Annotated in this window: 17 protein-coding genes; 9 read left to right on the top strand and 8 right to left on the bottom strand. The window is 69.1% G+C overall.

What is annotated here, in order from left to right; translation table 11 throughout:
* Nucleotides 1-9 precede the first annotated feature (9 nt).
* The 3 genes from AB7P10_RS03240 to AB7P10_RS03230 are packed head-to-tail and all read right to left on the bottom strand — an operon-like array spanning nucleotide 10 to nucleotide 2877.
* On the bottom strand, nucleotides 10-1815 hold the full coding sequence (locus AB7P10_RS03240; RefSeq protein ID WP_428292402.1) for a sensor histidine kinase: 1806 nt from the start codon (nucleotides 1813-1815) through the stop codon (nucleotides 10-12).
* Between the two features lies 1 nt (nucleotide 1816).
* Nucleotides 1817-2056, bottom strand: a complete 240-nt coding sequence (locus tag AB7P10_RS03235) for a PP0621 family protein (RefSeq protein WP_428292401.1) — start codon at nucleotides 2054-2056, stop codon at nucleotides 1817-1819.
* An 11-nt stretch (nucleotides 2057-2067) separates the two neighbouring features.
* Nucleotides 2068-2877, bottom strand: coding sequence for a cytochrome C assembly family protein (locus tag AB7P10_RS03230; RefSeq protein WP_428292400.1), 810 nt, complete (start codon nucleotides 2875-2877; stop codon nucleotides 2068-2070).
* Nucleotides 2878-3034: 157 nt separating this feature from the next.
* Between AB7P10_RS03230 and ffh the strand changes: the two genes are divergently transcribed.
* Nucleotides 3035-4405 carry a signal recognition particle protein gene (gene ffh, locus AB7P10_RS03225; protein WP_428292399.1) on the top strand — a complete coding sequence of 457 codons (1371 nt, stop codon included), beginning with the start codon at nucleotides 3035-3037 and terminating at the stop codon, nucleotides 4403-4405.
* Nucleotides 4406-4409: 4 nt separating this feature from the next.
* On the opposite strand, the gene AB7P10_RS03220 is transcribed toward ffh, so the two are convergent.
* Entirely contained in the window at nucleotides 4410-5303 is an 894-nt protein-coding gene (locus AB7P10_RS03220; protein ID WP_428292398.1) for an amidohydrolase family protein, read from the bottom strand.
* Nucleotides 5303-6289 (bottom strand): tripartite tricarboxylate transporter substrate binding protein, encoded by a 987-nt coding sequence (locus AB7P10_RS03215; RefSeq protein WP_428292397.1) that lies wholly within the window; start codon nucleotides 6287-6289, stop codon nucleotides 5303-5305. Before AB7P10_RS03215 ends, AB7P10_RS03220 begins: the two co-directional genes overlap by 1 nt.
* 133 nt (nucleotides 6290-6422) lie before the next feature.
* Here AB7P10_RS03215 and AB7P10_RS03210 point away from each other — a divergent pair, with 133 nt between their 5' ends.
* The 3 genes from AB7P10_RS03210 to AB7P10_RS03200 all read left to right on the top strand — a co-directional run bounded on the left by AB7P10_RS03210 (nucleotide 6423) and on the right by AB7P10_RS03200 (nucleotide 9313).
* The gene (locus tag AB7P10_RS03210; RefSeq protein ID WP_428292396.1) at nucleotides 6423-7328 is read left to right on the top strand and encodes a LysR family transcriptional regulator; all 906 of its coding nucleotides are present in this window, start codon (nucleotides 6423-6425) and stop codon (nucleotides 7326-7328) included.
* Between the two features lie 110 nt (nucleotides 7329-7438).
* The gene (locus AB7P10_RS03205; protein ID WP_428292395.1) at nucleotides 7439-8458 is read left to right on the top strand and encodes a Bug family tripartite tricarboxylate transporter substrate binding protein; all 1020 of its coding nucleotides are present in this window, start codon (nucleotides 7439-7441) and stop codon (nucleotides 8456-8458) included.
* Between the two features lie 42 nt (nucleotides 8459-8500).
* Nucleotides 8501-9313, top strand: a complete 813-nt coding sequence (locus AB7P10_RS03200; RefSeq protein WP_428292394.1) for an amidohydrolase family protein — start codon at nucleotides 8501-8503, stop codon at nucleotides 9311-9313.
* A gap of 20 nt (nucleotides 9314-9333) precedes the next feature.
* Here the strand turns inward: AB7P10_RS03200 and AB7P10_RS03195 are convergent, their stop codons facing one another.
* Nucleotides 9334-10095 (bottom strand): IclR family transcriptional regulator, encoded by a 762-nt coding sequence (locus AB7P10_RS03195; RefSeq protein WP_428292393.1) that lies wholly within the window; start codon nucleotides 10093-10095, stop codon nucleotides 9334-9336.
* A 91-nt stretch (nucleotides 10096-10186) separates the two neighbouring features.
* Between AB7P10_RS03195 and AB7P10_RS03190 the strand changes: the two genes are divergently transcribed.
* The 5 genes from AB7P10_RS03190 to AB7P10_RS03170 all read left to right on the top strand — a co-directional run bounded on the left by AB7P10_RS03190 (nucleotide 10187) and on the right by AB7P10_RS03170 (nucleotide 15284).
* Complete coding sequence (locus AB7P10_RS03190; RefSeq protein WP_428292392.1) at nucleotides 10187-10996, top strand: SDR family oxidoreductase; 810 nt, start codon at nucleotides 10187-10189, stop codon at nucleotides 10994-10996.
* A 102-nt stretch (nucleotides 10997-11098) separates the two neighbouring features.
* A complete protein-coding gene (locus tag AB7P10_RS03185; protein WP_428292391.1) occupies nucleotides 11099-12412 on the top strand; it encodes a flavin-containing monooxygenase in 1314 nt (437 codons plus the stop codon).
* Between the two features lie 24 nt (nucleotides 12413-12436).
* A complete protein-coding gene (locus tag AB7P10_RS03180) occupies nucleotides 12437-13372 on the top strand; it encodes a bile acid:sodium symporter family protein (RefSeq protein ID WP_428292390.1) in 936 nt (311 codons plus the stop codon).
* Nucleotides 13369-14382, top strand: coding sequence for an SDR family oxidoreductase (locus tag AB7P10_RS03175; protein WP_428292389.1), 1014 nt, complete (start codon nucleotides 13369-13371; stop codon nucleotides 14380-14382). Before AB7P10_RS03180 ends, AB7P10_RS03175 begins: the two co-directional genes overlap by 4 nt.
* On the top strand, nucleotides 14379-15284 hold the full coding sequence (locus tag AB7P10_RS03170) for an EamA family transporter (protein WP_428292388.1): 906 nt from the start codon (nucleotides 14379-14381) through the stop codon (nucleotides 15282-15284). The genes AB7P10_RS03175 and AB7P10_RS03170 overlap by 4 nt, the downstream gene beginning before the upstream one ends.
* A gap of 82 nt (nucleotides 15285-15366) precedes the next feature.
* On the opposite strand, the gene mdoH is transcribed toward AB7P10_RS03170, so the two are convergent.
* Both mdoH and AB7P10_RS03160 read right to left on the bottom strand, forming a co-directional pair.
* A complete protein-coding gene (gene mdoH, locus AB7P10_RS03165) occupies nucleotides 15367-17367 on the bottom strand; it encodes a glucans biosynthesis glucosyltransferase MdoH (protein ID WP_428292387.1) in 2001 nt (666 codons plus the stop codon).
* Nucleotides 17364-18935 (bottom strand): glucan biosynthesis protein G, encoded by a 1572-nt coding sequence (locus AB7P10_RS03160; RefSeq protein WP_428292386.1) that lies wholly within the window; start codon nucleotides 18933-18935, stop codon nucleotides 17364-17366. The genes mdoH and AB7P10_RS03160 overlap by 4 nt, the downstream gene beginning before the upstream one ends.
* Nucleotides 18936-18978 lie beyond the last annotated feature (43 nt).

Genomic DNA, 18978 nt, shown 5'->3' with positions numbered 1-18978 from the left:
GCGCGGGGGTCAGCGGGTGGCCAGCGGCGCGTCGCCGGACATCGGGCCGCCGTACTGCACGGTGCGCGTGGCCACGGAGTCGCCGGGGTAGGGCAGGCTTTGCTGTGTGGGTTCGCGGTTCGAACTCGCGCCAGGCCCTTTGGACGGGATCAGGGCATAGAACTCGTTGCCTTCGCGCTGGTCCAGCCGGGTGCGGCGGTAGGCGATCTGCGCGCCGTAGCGCTCGCACAGCTCGCGGCAGATGTAGAGACCCAGGCCGCTGGAGCGGCTTTCAGACGAGAAGAAGGGTTCGAACAGGTGGCGCATGACGCTGGCTTCGAGTGCCTGGCCATCGCTCCACACCGACAGGCGGATGTGTTCGCCACCACTGGGCTGCGTGATGACACGGATCGACGACGGCTTGCCGCTGGCATGGCGCAGCGCGTTGTCCAGCAGATTGATCAGCAGCCGGCGCAGGTGCTCGGGATCGAAGCCGATGTGGAGCGCCGGTGCGTGCACATGCACGCCAAGAATGCGTTCGGCCCGGTTCTGCCGTGCCCATTCGTGTGTGATCTGGCGCACCGTCTGGTCCAGTGGCAGCGCGGGCGCGGAAGCCTGGTCCTGGCTGGGCTGGGCGCGCGCCACGTTGAGGATGTCGTCCACGATGCGCGAGAGCCGCTGGGCATTCTGTTCAATCATGCGCGTCAGGCGCTTCTGGGCAGGCGCCTGTACCTCCTCGTCGAGCAGTGCGTTGGCCTGGGTGATGGCCGACAAGGGGTTTCTGATCTCGTGCGCCACGGCCGCTGACATACGCCCCATCGAGGCCAGTTTCTCGGTGCGCACCCGTGCCTCGACCTCGCGCAGATCTTCGAGGAACAGCACGCACAGGCCCGCGCGTCGCCCGTGTCGTGCCGTCAGGCGGGTGCGCGCATGCAGGCGCTGGCTGGGCCCGTCCTCGCTGTTGATCGTGGTCTCCATCTCGAGCGCCTCGCCCATCGCGAAGGTTTCGTTCACGATATGGGCCAGATGGTGCCAACTGGGCCGCGCCGAGAGCAGCAGCTTGGTTGACTGCGGGGATGAGTGACCGAGCAGCATGGCCTGCGCCGCGGGATTGGCGTTGCGCACCACGCCGTGCGGGTCGACCACGAGCACGCCCACCGTGAGGCTCTCGATGACGAGTTCGTTCACCTGCGCCTGCGCGCGCGCGGCAGCCTGGCTGCTGGCAGCCACGGCCTCCTCGCGCGCCAGCCGGATCGCCAGCTGATTGGCCAGTGCGGCGACCAGAAAAAAGCCGGTGCCGGTCAAACCCGCCTGCAGGAAACGCGCGGTCGACAGGTCGCCAAACAAGGTGGCGCTCAGCGCTGCCTCGCCCAGCAGGTAGAGCGTCACGCCCGCGGCCGTGGCCAGGGCCAGGATGAGCGGTCCCAGGATGGAGGCCAGCAGCACCGGCAGCGCGAACAGCGCCGTGTAATTGATGCTGGTGGCCTGAAAAGTCTGCAGCACGGCGAACACCACCACGTCCACGCCGATGGTCACCAGCCATTGCAATTGCAGCAGACGTCCCTGTTCAACGGGACGCCAAGCGTAAAGCACCACCAGTGTGGAGCACAGGTGCAGCGAGCACAGCAGCACCAGCCAGCCCGTGCTGTCGGCCTTGGAGACCACCATGAACACCTGCATCGCCAGCAGCACCGTGGCAATGAAGACGCGAGCGCGCATGAAGGCCCGCCACAAGCGCACGAAAGCACGCATGCGTTGTTCGCGACCCTGGGTGTGGCTGCCCTCGAAGGCCGAGTACCAGGACGGCGCGAACTGCGAACTGACGTCCCTGCCCATGTCAGTCCTCGAGCAGGCGCCGGTGCTCGGCGCTGCAGTAGACGCCCTGCCTACCCTGCACCGCCTCGTTCTCGGGCAGGTGCGTGCCGCACTGGCGGCATGCCACCATGACGGTGGGCACCTTGGGCCGACCCGGTTGGGGTGGGGCCTTTCGCGCGGCCTCCGACTGGTCACCCAGGCGGTTGTTGCGCCACACATAGAAGGCCACGATCACCACGGCCAGGACAAGGAGGTATTTCATGGCGGGGCGATTCAGCCGCGTTGCAGCAGAACCTCGAGCACGAAGCGCGAGCCGACATAGCCCAGCAGCAGCAGGCCTGCGGCCAGGTAGAGCATGCGCACGGCCACCCTGCCACGCCAGCCCAGCCGCCAGCGCCCCCAGAGCAGCACGCCCATGGTGAGCCACGACAGCACCGAGAACGTGGTCTTGTGGTCCCAGACCCAGCGGTGGTTGAGGGTCTCCGAGAAGTACCAGCCCGCCAGCAGGGTGGCGCTGAGCAGCACAAAGCCCGCCGCCACGAAACGGAAGGTCAGTCGCTCCAGCGTGAGCAATGGCATGGCCGTCTCGCTCGCGTTGCCCAGGCGCATGGCCTTCTCCGCGCGCTGCATCAGCCATGCGTGCACCACGGCCGCGGCGATCAGGCCGTAGGACGCAATGCCCAGTGCCCAGTGCAGGGGCATCAGGGCCGAGCCAAGCGCCGGGTAGTGGGTGCCCGGGAAGATCCAGGCCAGCAGCACCGCGACCGTGCCCAGCACCGCGAGCGTCCAGCGCGCGCGCAGTTGCGGGTAGAGGCGGCTCTCCACCAGGTACACGGTGAGCACCAGCCACGCGGTGACCGAGAGCGCGGGCGCGAAGCCGAAGCGCGCGGGCTGTTCGAACAGGCCGACCAGCAGCACCACCAAGTGCAGCAGCCAGGCCAGGCCCAGCAGGCTGCGGCTCTGCGGCACGGAAATTCTTGGGTGGACCCAGGCCAGCACCGCATAGGTCAAAGCCGCGCAGCCCGAGAGCACGGCCGCGGGCAGGGGGGAGGCGAGTGCGGGCATCAGGCTCATCGGGGGCATGGTGCGCCGGGCGAGCGTGCGGAGGGCGCAGCTAAAATCATCCACACAGTTTAACGGCCCCGCCCGGCCAGACGCCGCCGGTCCGCCGGCCCAACCGCCCGTCCGACGGCCCGCCCGGGGCGGCTTTCCGCCCCTTCCTCCCCCACACGAGCGCAGCATGGCATCAGCCCTTTCAGACCGTCTCTCACGCATCGTCAAGGAAATGCGCGGCCAGGCCCGCATCACCGAGAGCAACGTCACCGACATGCTGCGCGAGGTGCGCATGGCGCTGCTGGAGGCCGACGTCGCGCTGCCGGTGGTGCGCGACTTCATCGCCCGCGTGAAGGAGAAAGCGCTCGGCCAGGAGGTGGTGGGTTCGCTCACGCCCGGGCAGGCGCTGGTGGGCATCGTCAACCGCGAGCTCGCCGCGACCATGGGCGACGGCGTCGCCGACATCAACCTGGCGGCGCAGCCGCCGGCGGTCATCCTCATGGCCGGCCTGCAGGGCGCGGGCAAGACCACCACCACGGCCAAGCTGGCAAAGCACCTGATCGAGAAGCGCAAGAAGAAGGTTCTCACGGTCTCGGGCGACGTGTACCGCCCGGCCGCCATTGAGCAGCTCAAGACCGTGACCGCACAGGCCGGCGCCGAGTGGTTCCCCAGCACGCCCGATCAGAAGCCGGTCGATATCGCGCGCGCGGCCATCGACCATGCGCGCCGCCACTATTTCGATGTGCTGCTGGTCGACACCGCCGGTCGCCTGGCCATCGATGAAGCCTTGATGCGCGAGATCCAGGAGTTGCATGCAGTCCTCAAGCCTGTGGAGACGCTGTTCGTGGTCGACGCCATGCAGGGCCAGGACGCGGTCAACACCGCCAAGGCGTTCAAGGACGCGCTGCCCCTGACCGGCATCATCCTGACCAAGACCGACGGCGACTCGCGCGGTGGCGCAGCGCTCTCGGTGCGCGCCATCACGGGTGCGCCGATCAAGTTCGCGGGCGTGTCGGAAAAGATCGACGGGCTCGAAGTGTTCGATGCCGAGCGCCATGCACAACGCATCCTGGGCATGGGCGACATCCTGGCGCTGGTGGAGCAGGTCACGGCCGGCGTCGACATGGCCGCGGCGCAGAAGCTCGCCGCCAAGGTCAAGAGCGGCGAAGGTTTCGACCTCAACGACTTCCTCGAGCAGATCCGCCAGATGAAGCAGATGGGCGGGCTCTCCAGCCTGATGGACAAACTGCCCGCCGCGATGGCGGCCAAGGCCGGCGAGGTCGACATGAACCGCGCCGAGAAGGACATCAAGCGCAAGGAAGGCATCATCTGCAGCATGACGCTCAAGGAGCGCCGCAAGCCCGAGATCATCAAGGCCACGCGCAAGCGCCGCATCGCCGCCGGCGCGGGCGTGCAGGTTCAGGACGTGAACCGGCTGCTCAAGGAATTCGAACAGATGCAGGACATGATGAAGAAGATGAAGGGCGGCGGCATGATGAAGATGATGAAGCGCATGGGCGGCATGAAGGGCATGCCCAAGCTGCCCGGCATGGGCTGAAGCTTCAGGGCCCGAAAGGCCCGTAGAGCGCGCGCGGGTTGTCGACGAGGATGCGCTCGCGCACCGCGGCATCCGGCACCCATTGCGCCAGCAGATCGAACAGATCGCCGTCGTTGGGCATGCCACGCCCGTTCATGTTCACGTGGGGCCAGTCGGTGCCCCAGACCAGCCGGTGGGGCGCGGCGGCGACCAGCGCCCGCGCCAGTGGCGTGACGTCTGCGTAGGGAAAATCGCCGGGCGTGCAGCGCATCGGCCCCGAGAGCTTGACCCAGAAGCGGCCGGTGTCCAGCAGTTCCAGCAGGCACTGGAAGGCTGGCTGAACGACTCCGCCCGAGGCTGGAATCGCAGCGAAATGGTCGAGCACGATGGCGGCGTTGGGCAGCGCCCGCAGCGCGCCGGCAAAGGTGGGCAGGTCGTCGCCGCAAGGATAGAACTGCACGTGCCAGCCCAGGTCGGCCACCAGGCCTGCGATGCGCGCGTCCAGCCGGGGCAGTGCGCCGCGGTGCCCGGGGCTCACGAAGCGCGCACCGCGAACGCCCAGGGCGTCCAGGCGCTTGAGGTCCGCGCGTGTCACATCGTCCGGCAGCAGGGCCACGCCCTTGAAGCGGCCCGGGTGCAGTGCCAGCACCGCGCTCAGGTGGGTGGTGTCGCGGCCATAGCCACCGCCGCTGACCACCACCGCTCCGGCCAGGCCCAGCGTGTCCTGCAGGTGCATGTGCATCTGCGGTGTCGCGTCTGCCGACACGTACTTGCTGTCCGGGTGGAACGGGTACTGCGCCGCGGGACCAAAGAGGTGGATATGGCAGTCGATGGCCCCTGGCGGGCAGGCCGTGGCGGGCCGGCGCGGTTGGTGGTCCGGTGGTTGGGTCAGGGGTGGTGAGCCGGGTGACGAAGGCATCAGTCCGCCTTGATCTGCGAATTGCGAACGACCTCGGCCCATTGGCCCAGTTCGGTGCGGATGAGCCTGGCGAAGGCGTCGGGATCGCTGGCCACGGTGTCCACACCGTCGGCCTTGAGCTTGTCCTGGAAGGCCGGTGTCCGTGCGAACGCGGTGATCGCCTGGTGCAGCCGGGTGATGCGTGCGGCCTCCGTGCCGGCCGGCGCGAGGATGCCCATCCACAGGATGCCCTGGTAGCCGGGGAGGCCCGATTCGGCCACCGTTGGCACGTCGGGCATCAATGGCGAGCGGCGCAGGCTGGCAATGGCCAGCGGCTTGAGCTTGCCGGACTTGATGTGCTGCGTGGCGGTGGCGATGGTGTCCATCTTCACCGCCACGACGCCACCGAGCAGGTCGTTCATCGCGGGGGCGGCGCCCCGGTACGGCACGTGCGTGACGCGCGCGCCCACGCGCTGCAGCAGCAGTTCCATGGTGATGTGCGGCAAGGTGCCGTTGCCGGCGGAGGCGTAGTTCAGCTTGTCCGGGTTGGCCCTGGCGTAGGCCACGAATTCCGAGAAGGTGTTGAACGGCTGCGTGCTGTTGGCCACCAGCAGTTCGGGAATTTCGGCCACCAGCGAGACCGGGGCGAGGTCCTTCTCGGTGTCAAACGGCAGGTTGGGGGTCAGCGCCGGGTTGATCGTGTGGTTGGGCGTGGCGAACAGCAGGGTGTGGCCATCCGCCGGGGCCTTGGCGACCCGGGCCGCGGCGATGGTGCCGCCGGCGCCCGGCAGGTTTTCCACCACCACCGTTGCCCCCAGTTGCTGGCCCAGCTGGGTGGCGACCATGCGGGCCACGAAGTCGACGGTGCCGCCCGCGGGGAACGGCACGACCAGCCGGATCGGTTGGTCGGGGTAGGCCGCGCGCGCGGGCAATGACAGGGTGAGTGCCGCGACGCTGATCGCGACCATAATCGTGAACCAGCGCGAGCGCGATGAAAAGCAGGACATGGGGTGGGTCTCCGTCAGGGATGGGGGGCAGCGCGAGGCGCGCAGTACACCACCGGCTCTCCTCACCCACAAATGATTTGTTTGCATCCGCCGATGAACGCGCTTCATCCGGGCCTGACCACACCATTGACCCATGCCGATTGACTTCCTGGGCATCCAGGCCTTTCTCGCCATCGTCGAGTGCGGCAGCTTCCAGCTCGCGGCGGCCCAGCTCAACCTGTCGCAGACCGCCGTCAGCCACCGCATGCGCAAGCTGGAGGAGACGCTCGGTGTGCGGCTGATCGCGCGCACCACGCGCGAGGTGTCGCTGACCGATGCGGGCCGGGCACTGCTGCCGCGCGCGCGCAACGCGGTGCAGGAACTGGGCGCTTCCTGCGAGACCGTGCGCAAGCACGGGCAGAACGCCAACAACTGGCTGGTGCTGGCCTGCCTGCCCACGCTCGCATCCGGTGTGTTCATCGACGTGCTGCGCGAATGCCGCGAGCGCTGGCCCGACACGCCGGTGCGCGTGTTCGACAGCAGCATCCATGAAATCCTCGAACTCGTGGACTCGCGCACCGCCGCGTTCGGCATCAGCGTGTTCCGTGCCCAGACCACGCACCCCGAACTCGCCATCGAGCGCATCGGCGAAGAGCCCTTCGTGCTGCTCTGCCCCGAGGGGCATGCGCTGACCCGCCACGCCAGCGTGCGCTGGGACGACCTGCGCGGCGAGGCGCTGATCCGCATCAGCATGACCTCGGGCAACAGCACCACGATCGACGAATCGCTGGGTGCCTTGCGCGAGCAGCTGCGCTGGCGCCTGGAAGCCCAGCACACCGCGATGGCGGTGGAAATGGTGCGCGGCGGACTGGGCCTGACCGTCGTGCCCCTGCTCGTGGCCGCTCCCGGTCCCGGCGTGGCGGTGGTGCCGCTGGAGGCACCGCTGGTGGCGCGCACGCTGGCGGTGATCATGCGCCGCGATGCCGCGTTGAGCGAGCAGGAAGCCTTTCTGAAAGACCGCGCGGTGGCCCTGATACGGGAGCGGATCACCGTTCCCTGACCCCGCTCGCACGGCGCCAGATGAATCTGGCGCATGGATGGGCAAGAACAATTCATTTGTTCCCGCATCCGGTGCCACCTAGACTTTCTCCGACACCCAGGAGACAAGCCATGACCGCACCACACCGCCGCCCGCCGGCCCTTTCATTTCCCCTGTCGCATCCCACCCAGCGCCGCGACTTCATCAAGGGCAGCGCCGCGCTGGCCCTGGCCGCCGGCACGGGCGGCGTGCTCGCCCAGTCCGCGTATCCCTCGCGCCCGGTCCAGGTGATCGTGCCGTTCGGTCCGGGCGGCCTGGCCGACATTTCCATGCGCCTGGTGGCGCAGAAGCTCAGCGAGCGCACGGGCCAGCCCTGGGTGGTCGAGAACCGCCCGGGTGCGGGTGGCGTGGTGGCAGCGAATGCGGCGCTGGCCGCACCCCGCGACGGACACACGCTCATCGTGTTCTCCAACGGCACGACCATCGCCAAGACGCTGTTCAAGCTCGATCACGACCCCGAGGTTGACTTCATGCCGATCTCGCGCATGGCCTTGTTCGACCTCATCCTCATCACGCGCAAGGACGGACCGCTGACCGATCTGTCCAAGCTGCTTGCCGCCGGGCGGGAGCGGCCGTTGCTGCTGGGCAGCATCAACCCGGGCAGCACCCAGAACCTGTCGGCCGAGCTGTTCAAGTCCGTTGCCGGTCTCAACGCCAGCGTGATCCCGCACAAGAGCACGCCCCAGGTGCTCACCAGCGTGCTGCGCGGCGATGTCGACGTGGCCTTCGAGTCCTATGCCGCGCTCAAGGGCGCGGTCGATGGCGGACAGGTGCGCGTGGTGGCCACCACCGGCCCGACGCGCACGCCCTGGCTGACAGAGGTCCCCACGGTCGTGGAAGCGGGTCTGCCCAACTACGTCGTCACTGGCTGGAACGCGCTGTATGCCACCGCCGGCTCTCCCGCCAGCGCGGTGCAACTGCTCAATGGCCACATGCAGGCGGAGATGCAGATGCCCGATGTGCGCCAGCGCCTGCTTGACCTGGGCACCGAGGCCAGCCCCAGCACGTCCGCCGAGCAGGCCGAGGTGTTCCGCCGCGACACCGCGAAGTGGGCACAGGTCATCGCCCGGGCCAACATCAAGCTGTCCTGAACATCCGCTGCGCTTTCACCCGTTCTTTTTCAAGGAAGCCGATTGACGTCCGATACCCCGACCGAGGCGCCCCTGGTCGATGCCCACGTGCACGTGTTCCACCGCGGCATGCCCCTGGTGCCTGATCCGCGCCACAGCCCCGACTACAGCTTCAGCGCCGAGCAGTTGCAGGCCACCCTGGACGCGCACGGCGTGCAGTTCTGCGTGATCGCTGCCGCCAGCCCCTGGGGCGACTGCAACGACTACATCATCGACGCCGTGCGCCACCGCCCGCGCTGGCGCGGCACCGCGATCCTCGACCCCGAGCGCACCGATCGCTACCTGCTGGAGCAGATGGCCCGCGATGGCATCGTCGGTGTGCGCCTGCCCTTCATCAGCATGAAGGCGCTGCCCGACCTCGACAGCTGGGCCTGGCGCAAGTTCCTCTACCGGCTCAACGAATTGAACTGGCATGTGCACCTGCACCTCGACGGGCCACGCATCCCGCAGGTGTTGCCGCTGCTCGAGCGTTCGGGCGTGAAGATCGTCATCGACCACATCGGCCGTCCGGACCCGGTGCAGGGCATCCACAGCGAAGGCTTCAAGGCCATGGTGCGTTCCATCGAAAAGGGGCGCACCTGGGTGAAGCTTTCGGGCGCCTACCGCCTGGGGCCACAGGCCACGGAACAGGCGCGTGAACTGTGCCGTCAGGCGGGCCTGGAGCACCTGGTGTGGGCCAGCGACTGCCCCTTCGTGGGCGCCGAGTCCACGACCTACCAGAGCACCATCGACTGGCTGAGCGAAGTCGTCCCCGACGCCAGCGAGCGCGCACGCATCACCGGGGCGAATGCCCTGGCGCTGTACTTCGACCGTTGAAGCGCGCCGGCACGCGGGGCTCAGCCCAGCGTGCGCGCCATCGCCTGCGCCGCCGACTGCAGGCGCGGCAGTTGCAGGCGGGCCTGCGCCAGCGTCATGCGTGCTGCGGGGGCTTGCAGCGCCAGCGCGCAACGCACCGTGCGCTTGCCCGGTGCCAGCACCGGCACCGCCACGCACACCAGCCCTTCGACGAATTCCTCGGCGTCCACCGCATGACCGTCGCGCCGGATCGCGTCCAGCTCGGCGTCCAGTGCCGCGCGCTCGGTCAGCGTGTGTGCGGTGTAGCGCGTGAGCGCGAGGCCGTCGAGCAACGCGCGGCGCTGGCGCGCACCCATCCAGGCCAGGAACAGCTTGCCGCTGGCCGAGCAGTGCGCCGGCACGCGCGTGCCGGGGCGCAGTTCGAGCCGCAGGGGAAACGCCGACTCCACACGGTCGAGGTAGACCACCTCCGCGCCCGACATCGCGGTCAGGTTGCAGCTCTCGCCCACCTCGGCCACCAGCTGGCGCAAGACCGAGTGCCGCACGCCCTGCAGCGTGCTCGCGCTCAGCGTGGCCTCGGCAAAACGCAGCAGGCGCGGCGCGAGCGCGAAACGGCGCCCGTCGGGCTCGCGCAGCAGCCAGCCACCGGCTTCCAGCTGCACCAGCATGCGGTGTACCGTGGGCTTGGGCCAGCCGCTCAGATCGACCACCTCGGGCAGCGCCAGCGGACGCTCCTGGCGCGTGAGCAGGTCCAGCAGGGCCATGAGCCGCAGGCCCGGGCTGTTGTCGGTTTCGGTGATCATATCTCGAAAAATGAGACGATTCTTTAAATTAATTCGAGACAAATTCTAGTGCCGCCTACATTGCGGGCACAACTTCGAGGAGATGGGTGGTTTGATCACTCCGAGCTATCACAACGCCGTGGTGACCGGCGCCTGCGGCGGCCTGGGCCAGGCGCTGGCGCGGGCGCTGATCGACAGCGGCGCGCGCGTGGCGCTGGTGGGTCTTCATCGCCCGGCGCTGGAGACACTCGCCGCGCTCGCGCCGGGCCGTTGCGCCATCTACCAGCCCGACGTCTCCGACAGCCAGGCCATGCAGGCCATGGCGGCGGACTGGATGGGCCGTTTCGGCGCGCCCGACCTTGTGATCGCCAACGCCGGCGTCGCCGGCGGTTTCGACACCGCGCAGGCGAGCGACCTGGCCGTGATGCGCCGCATGCTGGAGATCAACCTGCTCGGCGTGGCCACCACCTTCCAGCCGTTTCTGACACCCATGCGCGAGAGCGGCCGGCGCGGCGCGCTGGTGGGCGTGGCCAGCGTGGCCGGCTGGCGCGGCATGCCGGGCAATGGCGCCTACTGCGCGAGCAAGGCCGGGCTGATCGCCTACCTGCAGAGCCTGCGCGCCGAGCTGCGCCCGAGCGCGCTGCGCGTGCACACCGTCAGCCCGGGCTACCTGCGCACCGCGCTCACCGCCGGCAACCGCTTTGCCATGCCCGGCCTGCTTGAGCCCGGGGAGGCCGCGCGGCGCCTGCTCGCGGGCGTGGCCGCGGGCACCGAACACATCGTGCTGCCCCGGCGCATCGGCTGGCTCTCGCGAGCGCTGGGCCTGTTGCCCGCGCGCCTGCACGACCGCATCCTGCTCGGCCAGCCACGCAAGCCCCGCGCCGGCGAACCGGGCGCCACCGACATCCCCGGCTTGAAATGAAACACCCCCGCCGCGCTCCGCGCGACCCCCTCAAGAGGGTGACATCTGCGGCCCGGCGAAGCCGGTTCCGCGATGTCCCTTGAAGATGCACCGCCGCGCACCATGACCACTTCGACACAACAACAGATTGCCCTCATCGGCGCGGGCCCCTCGGGCCTGGCCGGGGCGCGCTGCCTGCAGAAGCACGGCATCGCCTTCCAGGGCTTCGAGGCCCACACCGACGTGGGCGGCCTGTGGAACATCCACAACCCGCGCTCCACGGTGTACGCCTCGGCGCACCTGATCTCCAGCAAGCGCATGACGGAGTTCAGCGAATTCCCCATGCCCGACCACGTGGCCGACTACCCCAGCCACCGCGAACTGCTGGACTACTTCAGCGCCTTCGCCGACCACTTCGGCCTGCGCGCGCATTTCCGCTTCGGCACGCGCGTGCTCAAGGTCACGCCGGTCAGCGACGCGCCCGACACGCTCTGGCGCGTGACCACCGAGGACGCCAATGGCCAGCAGACCACGGCCGACTACAAGGGTGTGGTGGTGGCCAACGGCACACTGGCCGAACCCAACATGCCGCGGTTCGAAGGGGAGTTCGCGGGTGAGCTGCTGCACACCTCGGCCTACAAGCACGCCGACCAGTTCCGGGACAAGCGCGTGCTGATCGTCGGCGCCGGCAACTCGGGTTGCGACATCGCCGTGGACGCGGTGCACCAGGCGCGCAGCGTGGACATCTCGGTGCGGCGTGGCTACTACTTCGTGCCCAAGTACGTGTTCGGCAAGCCGGCCGATTCCATTGGCGGCAAGATCACGCTGCCACCCTGGCTCAAGCAGCGCATCGACAGCACCATCCTCAAATGGTTCACCGGCGACCCGGTGCGTTTCGGCTTCCCCAGGCCGGCCTACAAGATGTACGAGTCGCACCCGGTGGTGAACTCGCTCATCCTGTACCACATCGGTCACGGCGACGTGGGCGTGCGCGCCGACATCGCGCGCCTCGACGGCCACACCGTGCACTTCAGGGACGGCAGCCAGGGTGACTACGACCTGGTGCTCGCAGCCACTGGCTACAAGCTGCACTACCCCTTCCTGGACCACGCGCTGCTCAACTGGCAGGGCATGGCGCCGTCGCTCTACCTCAACATCTTCGCGCCGCGTTTCGACCGCCTGGCCGTGCTCGGCATGGTCGAGGCCAGCGGCCTCGGCTGGCAGGGCCGCTACGAGCAGGCCGAGCTGGTGGCGCGCTACTTCAAGGGGCTGGACGCGGGCTCGGCGGCCGCGGCCGCGCTCAAGGCCGCGAAGGCCGGCCCGCCGCCGGATCTGTCGGGCGGCTACAAGTACCTGCAGCTCGAACGCATGGCCTACTACGTGAACAAGGACGCTTACCGCAAGGCGGTGCGCCAGGCCGCCGGGGCGCTGGCCTGATCACCCACACACAGGAGACACCCGATGCTGCCCGTGGACGAGATTCGCCTGAACTTCAACCCCGCCTCGCTCGCGGTGCTCAACGGCGTGCTGGCGTTTCTGATGTTCGGCATCGCGCTGGACACGCGCATCGACGACTTCCGCCGCGTCGCGCGCATGCCGCTGGCGTTCACGGTCGGCATCGTCGCGCAGTTCATCGCGCTGCCGGCCATCACCTACGCGCTCACGCTGCTGCTGCAGCCCGGCCCGAGCATTGCGCTGGGCATGATCCTGGTGGCCTGCTGCCCGCCGGGCAACGTGAGCAACATCCTCACCCACCGCGCCAACGGCAACGTGGCGCTGAGCGTGTCGATGACGGCGGTGTCCAACGCGATTGCCATCGTCGCCATGCCGCTGAACTTCGCCTTCTGGGGCGGCATCCACCCCACGGCCGCGCCGCTGCTCAAAACGATTGCGCTGGACCCGCTCGAAATGGTGGGCCACATCCTGCTCATCATCGGCGCGCCCTTCGTGCTGGGGCTGTGGTGCGCGCACCGTTTCCCGAACTGGACGGCGCGCTTCAAGAAGCCCGTGCGCATCCTGAGCTTTCTCGCGCTCATCGCCTTTATCGTCGGCGCGATCGCCGGCAACTGGCGCTACTTCCTGGATTACGTGGGCCTGGTGCTGCTGGCGGTGGTGATCCACGACGCGCTGGCCTTCGGCACGGGCTACGCCATCGCGCGCGCCGCCGGCCTGCCCGACTACGACCGCCGCGCGCTCTCCATCGAGGTCGGCATCCGCAACGCCGGCCTGGGCCTGGTGCTGATCTTCAGCTTCTTCGGTGGCCTGGGCGGCATGGCGGTGGTGGCCGGTGTCTGGGGCTTCTGGGACATCATCGCCGGCCTGCTGCTGGCGGGCTGGTGGTCGCGCAGGCCCTTGCAGGGCGGCGTGCCGGCGGTGCCGACCGCCCCGCGCCCATGATGGGCGCGATCGAGCGGGCGCCCATGGCCCGGCGCGTGCTGGTCACCGGTGCCGACGGTTTTCTGGGGCGTGGCCTGGTCGAGGCACTGGTGCGCCAGCCGCACGTGCAGCACCTGGTGGCGGTCGATGTGCGCGAGGTGCCACCCGAGCGCCGCGTGCCCAATGTGACCTACGTGCAGCAGGATGTGCGCGCGCCGGCGCTGGCCGACACCGTGGCCCTGCACGCGATCGACACCGTGGTGCACCTGGCCTCCATCGTCACGCCGGGCAAGGGGTCGAACCGCGCGTTCGAATACGCCGTGGACGTGGGCGGCACGCGCAACGTCATCCGCGCCTGCCTGGCGCACAGCGTGCAGCACCTGGTGGTGTCGTCCAGCGGCGCGGCCTATGGCTACCACGCCGACAACCCGGCCTGGCTGACCGAAGACCATCCTCTGCGCGGCAACGAGGTGTTTGCCTATGCGCACCACAAGCGCCTGGTCGAGGAGATGCTGGCCAGGGCGCGCGCGAACCACCCCGCGCTGCTGCAGACCGTGCTGCGCATCGGCACCATCCTGGGCGAACGGGTGGACAACCAGATCACCGCGCTGTTCGAGAAGCCGCGCATCCTGGCCATCGCCGGCAGCGACAGCCCTTTCGTGTTCGTGTGGGACGAGGACGTGTCCGGCGCCATCCTGCACGCGCTTGGCGGACAGGGCGTGCCCGGCTGCTACAACCTAGCGGGCGATGGCGCGCTCACGCTGTTCGAGATTGCGCAGCGTCTGAACAAGAAGCCGCGCGTGTTGCCGGCCGGCTTGCTGCGCGCCGCGCTGCGCGTGGGCTCGATGCTGGGTGTGAGCCGCTATGGGCCCGAGCAACTGGACTTCCTGCGCTACCGCCCTGTGCTGCTCAACACCGCGCTCAAGGAGCGCTTCGGCTACACGCCCCGCAAGACCAGCGCCGAGGCCTTCGAATCCTTCGTCGCCGCGCGCACCGCGCAGGGCCGTCCGGTGAAGCAGCCGTCCGCATGAACGCCTTGCCTCTTTCGCGCGGCGATCTGCTGCGCGCCCTCGCGGTGGTGGTCATCTGGGGCCTGAATTTCGTGGTGATGAAGGTCGGTCTGCAGGGCATCGGCCCGATGCTGCTCGGCGCGTTGCGCTTTGCCGCCGCCGCGCTGCCGTTCCTGCTGTTCGTCCGGTTCCCGCGCCTGCCCTGGCGTTACGTGGCCGGCTATGGTCTGGCGCAGGGCCTGGGCCAGTTTGGTTTTCTGTTCCTGGGCTTGCAACTGGGCATGACGGCGGGCATGGCGTCGGTGGTGATGCAGACGCAGGCCTTCTTCACGCTGCTGCTGGCGGTGCCGGTGCTGGGTGAGCGCGCCCGCTGGTCGCAGGGCCTGGGGCTGGTGGTGGCCCTGCTGGGCTTGCTGCTGATCGCCACCGCGCACGGCGAGGGGCCAGGGCAGATGACCCTGGCGGGCTTTGTGCTCACGCTCTCGGCGGCCTTCATGTGGGCCGTCTCCAACCTGGTCGCGCGCCTGGCCAGCCGGGTGGCCGACTACGAGCCTTTCCCCTTCATCGTCTGGAGCAGCGTGTTTCCCATCCTGCCCTTCGTGGCGCTGGCGCTGTGGATGGACGGGCCGCGCGCGCTGCAGGATCAGCTCGCCGGCATCACCTGGCCGGCGGTGCTTGCGGTGCTGTTCCTGGCCTGGCTGGCCACGCTGCTGGCCTACAGCCTGTGGACGCGCCTGCTCAAGCGCCACCCGGCGGGGCGCGTCACACCGTTTTCGCTGCTGGTGCCGGTGGTGGGTTTGTGGGCCGCGTGGATGTTCTTTGGCGAATGGCCGCTGCCGCTGCAGTGGTTGGGCACGGGGCTGGTGCTCTTGGGGCTGGTGGTGAACCAGCTTGGGGGGTGGTGGTCGTCTCGTCGCTCGTAGCTGCAGCGCTCTGAGACCTCGCATCAGGCGAGTGGTGACTTCCGCCCGCCCACCCGGCGGGTAGAGGCCGGGAGCCTGCCCATCAAGCGGCCTGTGGCAAACCCAGCCGGCTGGCGTGCCGCCAGGCGCGGCGCAGCACAGCGGGTGACCACGACTCCTCGGGCACCAGCAGCACGCCGCGCGAACGCATCCAGGCACCCAGGTCCACGTGGCTGGTGGCCACCGTCAGCGGCACCGCCAGCAGCAGCGGCAGGGCCACCGGCGCGAGCCAGATCAGCGCGCTCGCGTTGATCACCGCCACGCCCAGGGCCAGCAGACCGATCACCAGCGTCATCGGCGCCAGCCGGGCCACGGCGTCGCGCCAGCTCACGCCGGCGGCTTCGCGCGGGGGCGACTTCCACTCCAGCTTCAGACCGGTGATCGCCACCAGCACGAACAGCGAATGCGCCAGCATGCGGATGGGTGCCTGCATCACGGCCAGCAGCGTCTCCACCGCCGAACTGCCGAGCAGGCCGGCCGTGCCGCCGAAGGACTTCTGCTCGCCCTTCATGAACACCGCCAGCAGGCCCAGCACGCGTGGCATGAACAGCATGGTGAGCGTCCACATCCACAGGGCACGCAGCTCGTCGGGCACGGCCTGCCAGGTGGGGACGGTGCTCGGACCACCCGCGGTCCACAGGGCGGTGCCGATGCTCAGGAAAGCCAGCCACAGCGGCGCCGACAGGTAGGACATGGCGCCGATGGCGAACATCGCGCGGTGCACGCGGTGGATGCCGGGCTCGGCCATGAGGCGCGAGTTCTGCAGGTTGCCCTGGCACCAGCGGCGGTCGCGCTGCAGTTCGCTCAACAGGTCGGGCGGCTGCTGCTCGTAGCTGCCGGTGAGATCGGAGACAAGCCACACGTGGTAGCCCGCGCGGCGCATCAGCGCGGCTTCGACGAAGTCGTGCGACAGGATGCCGCCGGACATGCCGCCCGTGCCCTTGATGGGGGCCAGCGCGCAATGTTTCATGAAGGGCTCGACGCGGATGATGGCGTTGTGGCCCCAGTAGTGCGACTCGCCCAGTTGCCAGAACTGCATGCCCAGCGTGAACAGGCGGCCCGTCACGCGCGAGCCGAACTGCTGCGCGCGCGCGTGCAGCGTGGCGTGGCCGATGGCCTGCGTGGCGGTCTGCACGATGCCGGCCTGGGGGTGGGCCTCCATCAGCTTGACCATGGAGACCAGGCAACTGCCGCTCATGACGCTGTCGGCGTCGAGCACCACCATGTAGCGGTAGTCCTTGCCCCAGCGGCGGCAGAAGTCGGCCACGTTGCCGGCCTTGCGGTGCGTGCGGCGCGTGCGCAGGCGGTAGTACACCTCGATCTGCGGCAGCTCGGGCTGGGCGGCGAGCGCGGCGCGCAGGTCTTCCCAGGCGGTGCGCTCGGCTTTGGCGATCTGGGGGTCGTGGCTGTCGGAGAGCACGAACACGTCGAACTGACCGGCGTGGCCGGTGGCGGCGAGCGATTCGCAGGTGGCGCGCAGGCCGGCGAACACGGTGGCCACGTCCTCATTGCAGATGGGCATGATGACCGCCGTGCGCGCGTCAGGGTTCATCGCATGGTCGCGCACGTCGGCGGCGCGCAGGGTGTGGCGGTCGCCGTAGAGCGAGACCCAGAAGCCCATCAGGGCGGTGACGAAACCGGTCACGACCCAGGCCGAGAGCAGGCCGAACAGGGCGAGCTGGCCGTACTGCAGCCAGGGGTTGTCGTGCACGGGCTGGGCGTCGGCGAACAGGCTGGTGGCGAACGCCGTGCTCAATACGGTGAGCAGGGCGAACACCGCCCTGCGGCGGTTGGCCGCGGCCTGCCAGGCGGGGCGTGGCGTGGCGGCAGTGGTCGCGGCGGCCGGTGTGCGCGGCGGCAGGGCCCGACTCGCGGTGCTCAGCACGGCCGTGCCGATGCTGTTCCAGAAGCCGCGCCAGGGGCGCGGCACCATGGAGCCACGGTTGATGGGCGGTGCCGTCACGGCATTGGGGTGACGCTCCTCGCGCAGCACGCCGCGGTGTTGCGAAGTGGCCAGGATGCGCTCTGGTGCGGTGGGGTTCATTCGGGTAGCAGCAGATGTGTCCATGTTTCGCTCACGGTGTCGTTGTGGTGTTGCAGAAAGGCGCGCAGCTCGACCGGCTGCGCCGCGTCCACGCGCTCGACGCGCAGGGTCACGCGCCAGCTGCGCGTGGCAGGGTTGGGGTAGGCCAGGGTTTCGAGCACGCGCCCGTTGGCGCTGGCGGTGACGACGGCCTTCACCGGCGCATCGGCAGGCAGGGCCTGCAGCGCGGGGCCGGTGAAATCGATCACGTACTGCGGCTGGCGCGCCTGCTCGGCCACTGAGAGCCGGGTGAATCCGTAGCCGAGGCGCGTCTGCGTCACCCAGCTCGAAGGCGGGCGCTGTTGCTCGTCGCCCTGCCAGGCCAGTTCGTAGCTCAACTCCAGCGGTTCGCCGGCCGCGGGCAGTTGCGCCGGCACCCAGTAGGCAACGACGTTGTCGTGCGTCTCGTCGGGCGCGGGCAGTTGCACCAGTTCCACGCGGCCGGCACCCCAGTCGCCCAGGGGTTTGACCCAGGCGCTCGGGCGGCGCTCGTAGCGCGCCTCCACGTCCTCGTAGCTGGTGAAGGCGCGGTCGCGCTGCATCAGGCCGAAGCCGCGCGGGTTGCGCAGGGTGAAGGAGCTGACCGTGACGGCCTTGGGGCGCTGCAGCGGGCGCCACAGCCACTCGCCCTCGCCGCTGACCATCATCAGGCCGTCGGAGTCGTGCACCTCGGGGCGGAAGTCGCCCGGCATCGGCTGGTTCTCGCCCGAGAGGAACATGCTGGTGAGCGGGGCGATGCCCAGGGTGTTCACCGGGCCGGCGCCGGCGCGCAGGTAGATGCGCGCATTCACCGTGGTGGTGGTCTGCTGGCCGGGACGGATCACGAAACGGTAGGCGCCGGTGGCGCGCGGCGATTCGAGCAGGGCGAACACGGTGACCTCGGTCGCGCCGGCGGCCGGGCGCTGCAGCCAGAACTCGGTGAAACGCGGGAACTCCTCGCCGTTGCCACCGACCGTGTCGATGGCCAGGCCGCGCGCCGACAGGCCATAGCCCTGGCCGGCGCCGAGCGCGCGGAAGTAGCTCGCGCCCTGGAATACCACCAGCTCGTCCTTGTAGGCGGCGCCGTTGAGCGGGTAGTGCAGGCGAAAGCCCGCATGACCGAGGTCAGCCCAGGCGCTGGTGTCGAAGCGGTTGTTGCCGTAGTCGAAATCGGCTGTGCGGTAGGGCAGGTGGTTCACCCTGCCGTCGGGCAGGAGTTCGTGGATGCGCACCGGCTCGGTCTGGTACAGGCCGAGGTGGAAGAACTGGGCCTCGAACGGCAGCTTGTCGTTGCGCCAGACGGACTGCGCCGTCTTGAAGCGGATGTCGCGCAGCTGGTCGTAGGTGATGCTTGCCAGTTCGGCGGGCAGCTTGTCGCTGTTTGCCACGAAGGGCTGCCGCGCGCGGTTTTGCGCGAGCTGGCTCAGGCTGTCCCAGTCAAGGCGCTGGGCGTGGGCCGACGCCCCGCACAGCAGGAGCAGCAGGGCACCGGACACGGCCCAGCCGCGCGGGCGTCGGGCGGTGAAAAACGGGCGGATCGCAATGGGCATGCCGGTATAAGGGCAAACCCTGTGCCAAGGCCAGAAAAACCAT

This window comes from Hydrogenophaga sp. (genome assembly GCF_050182545.1).
Taxonomy (GTDB): Bacteria; Pseudomonadota; Gammaproteobacteria; order Burkholderiales; family Burkholderiaceae_C; genus Hydrogenophaga.
Note: the sequence above shows the minus strand (reverse complement) of the source record. Positions and strands in the feature narration are given on the sequence as shown.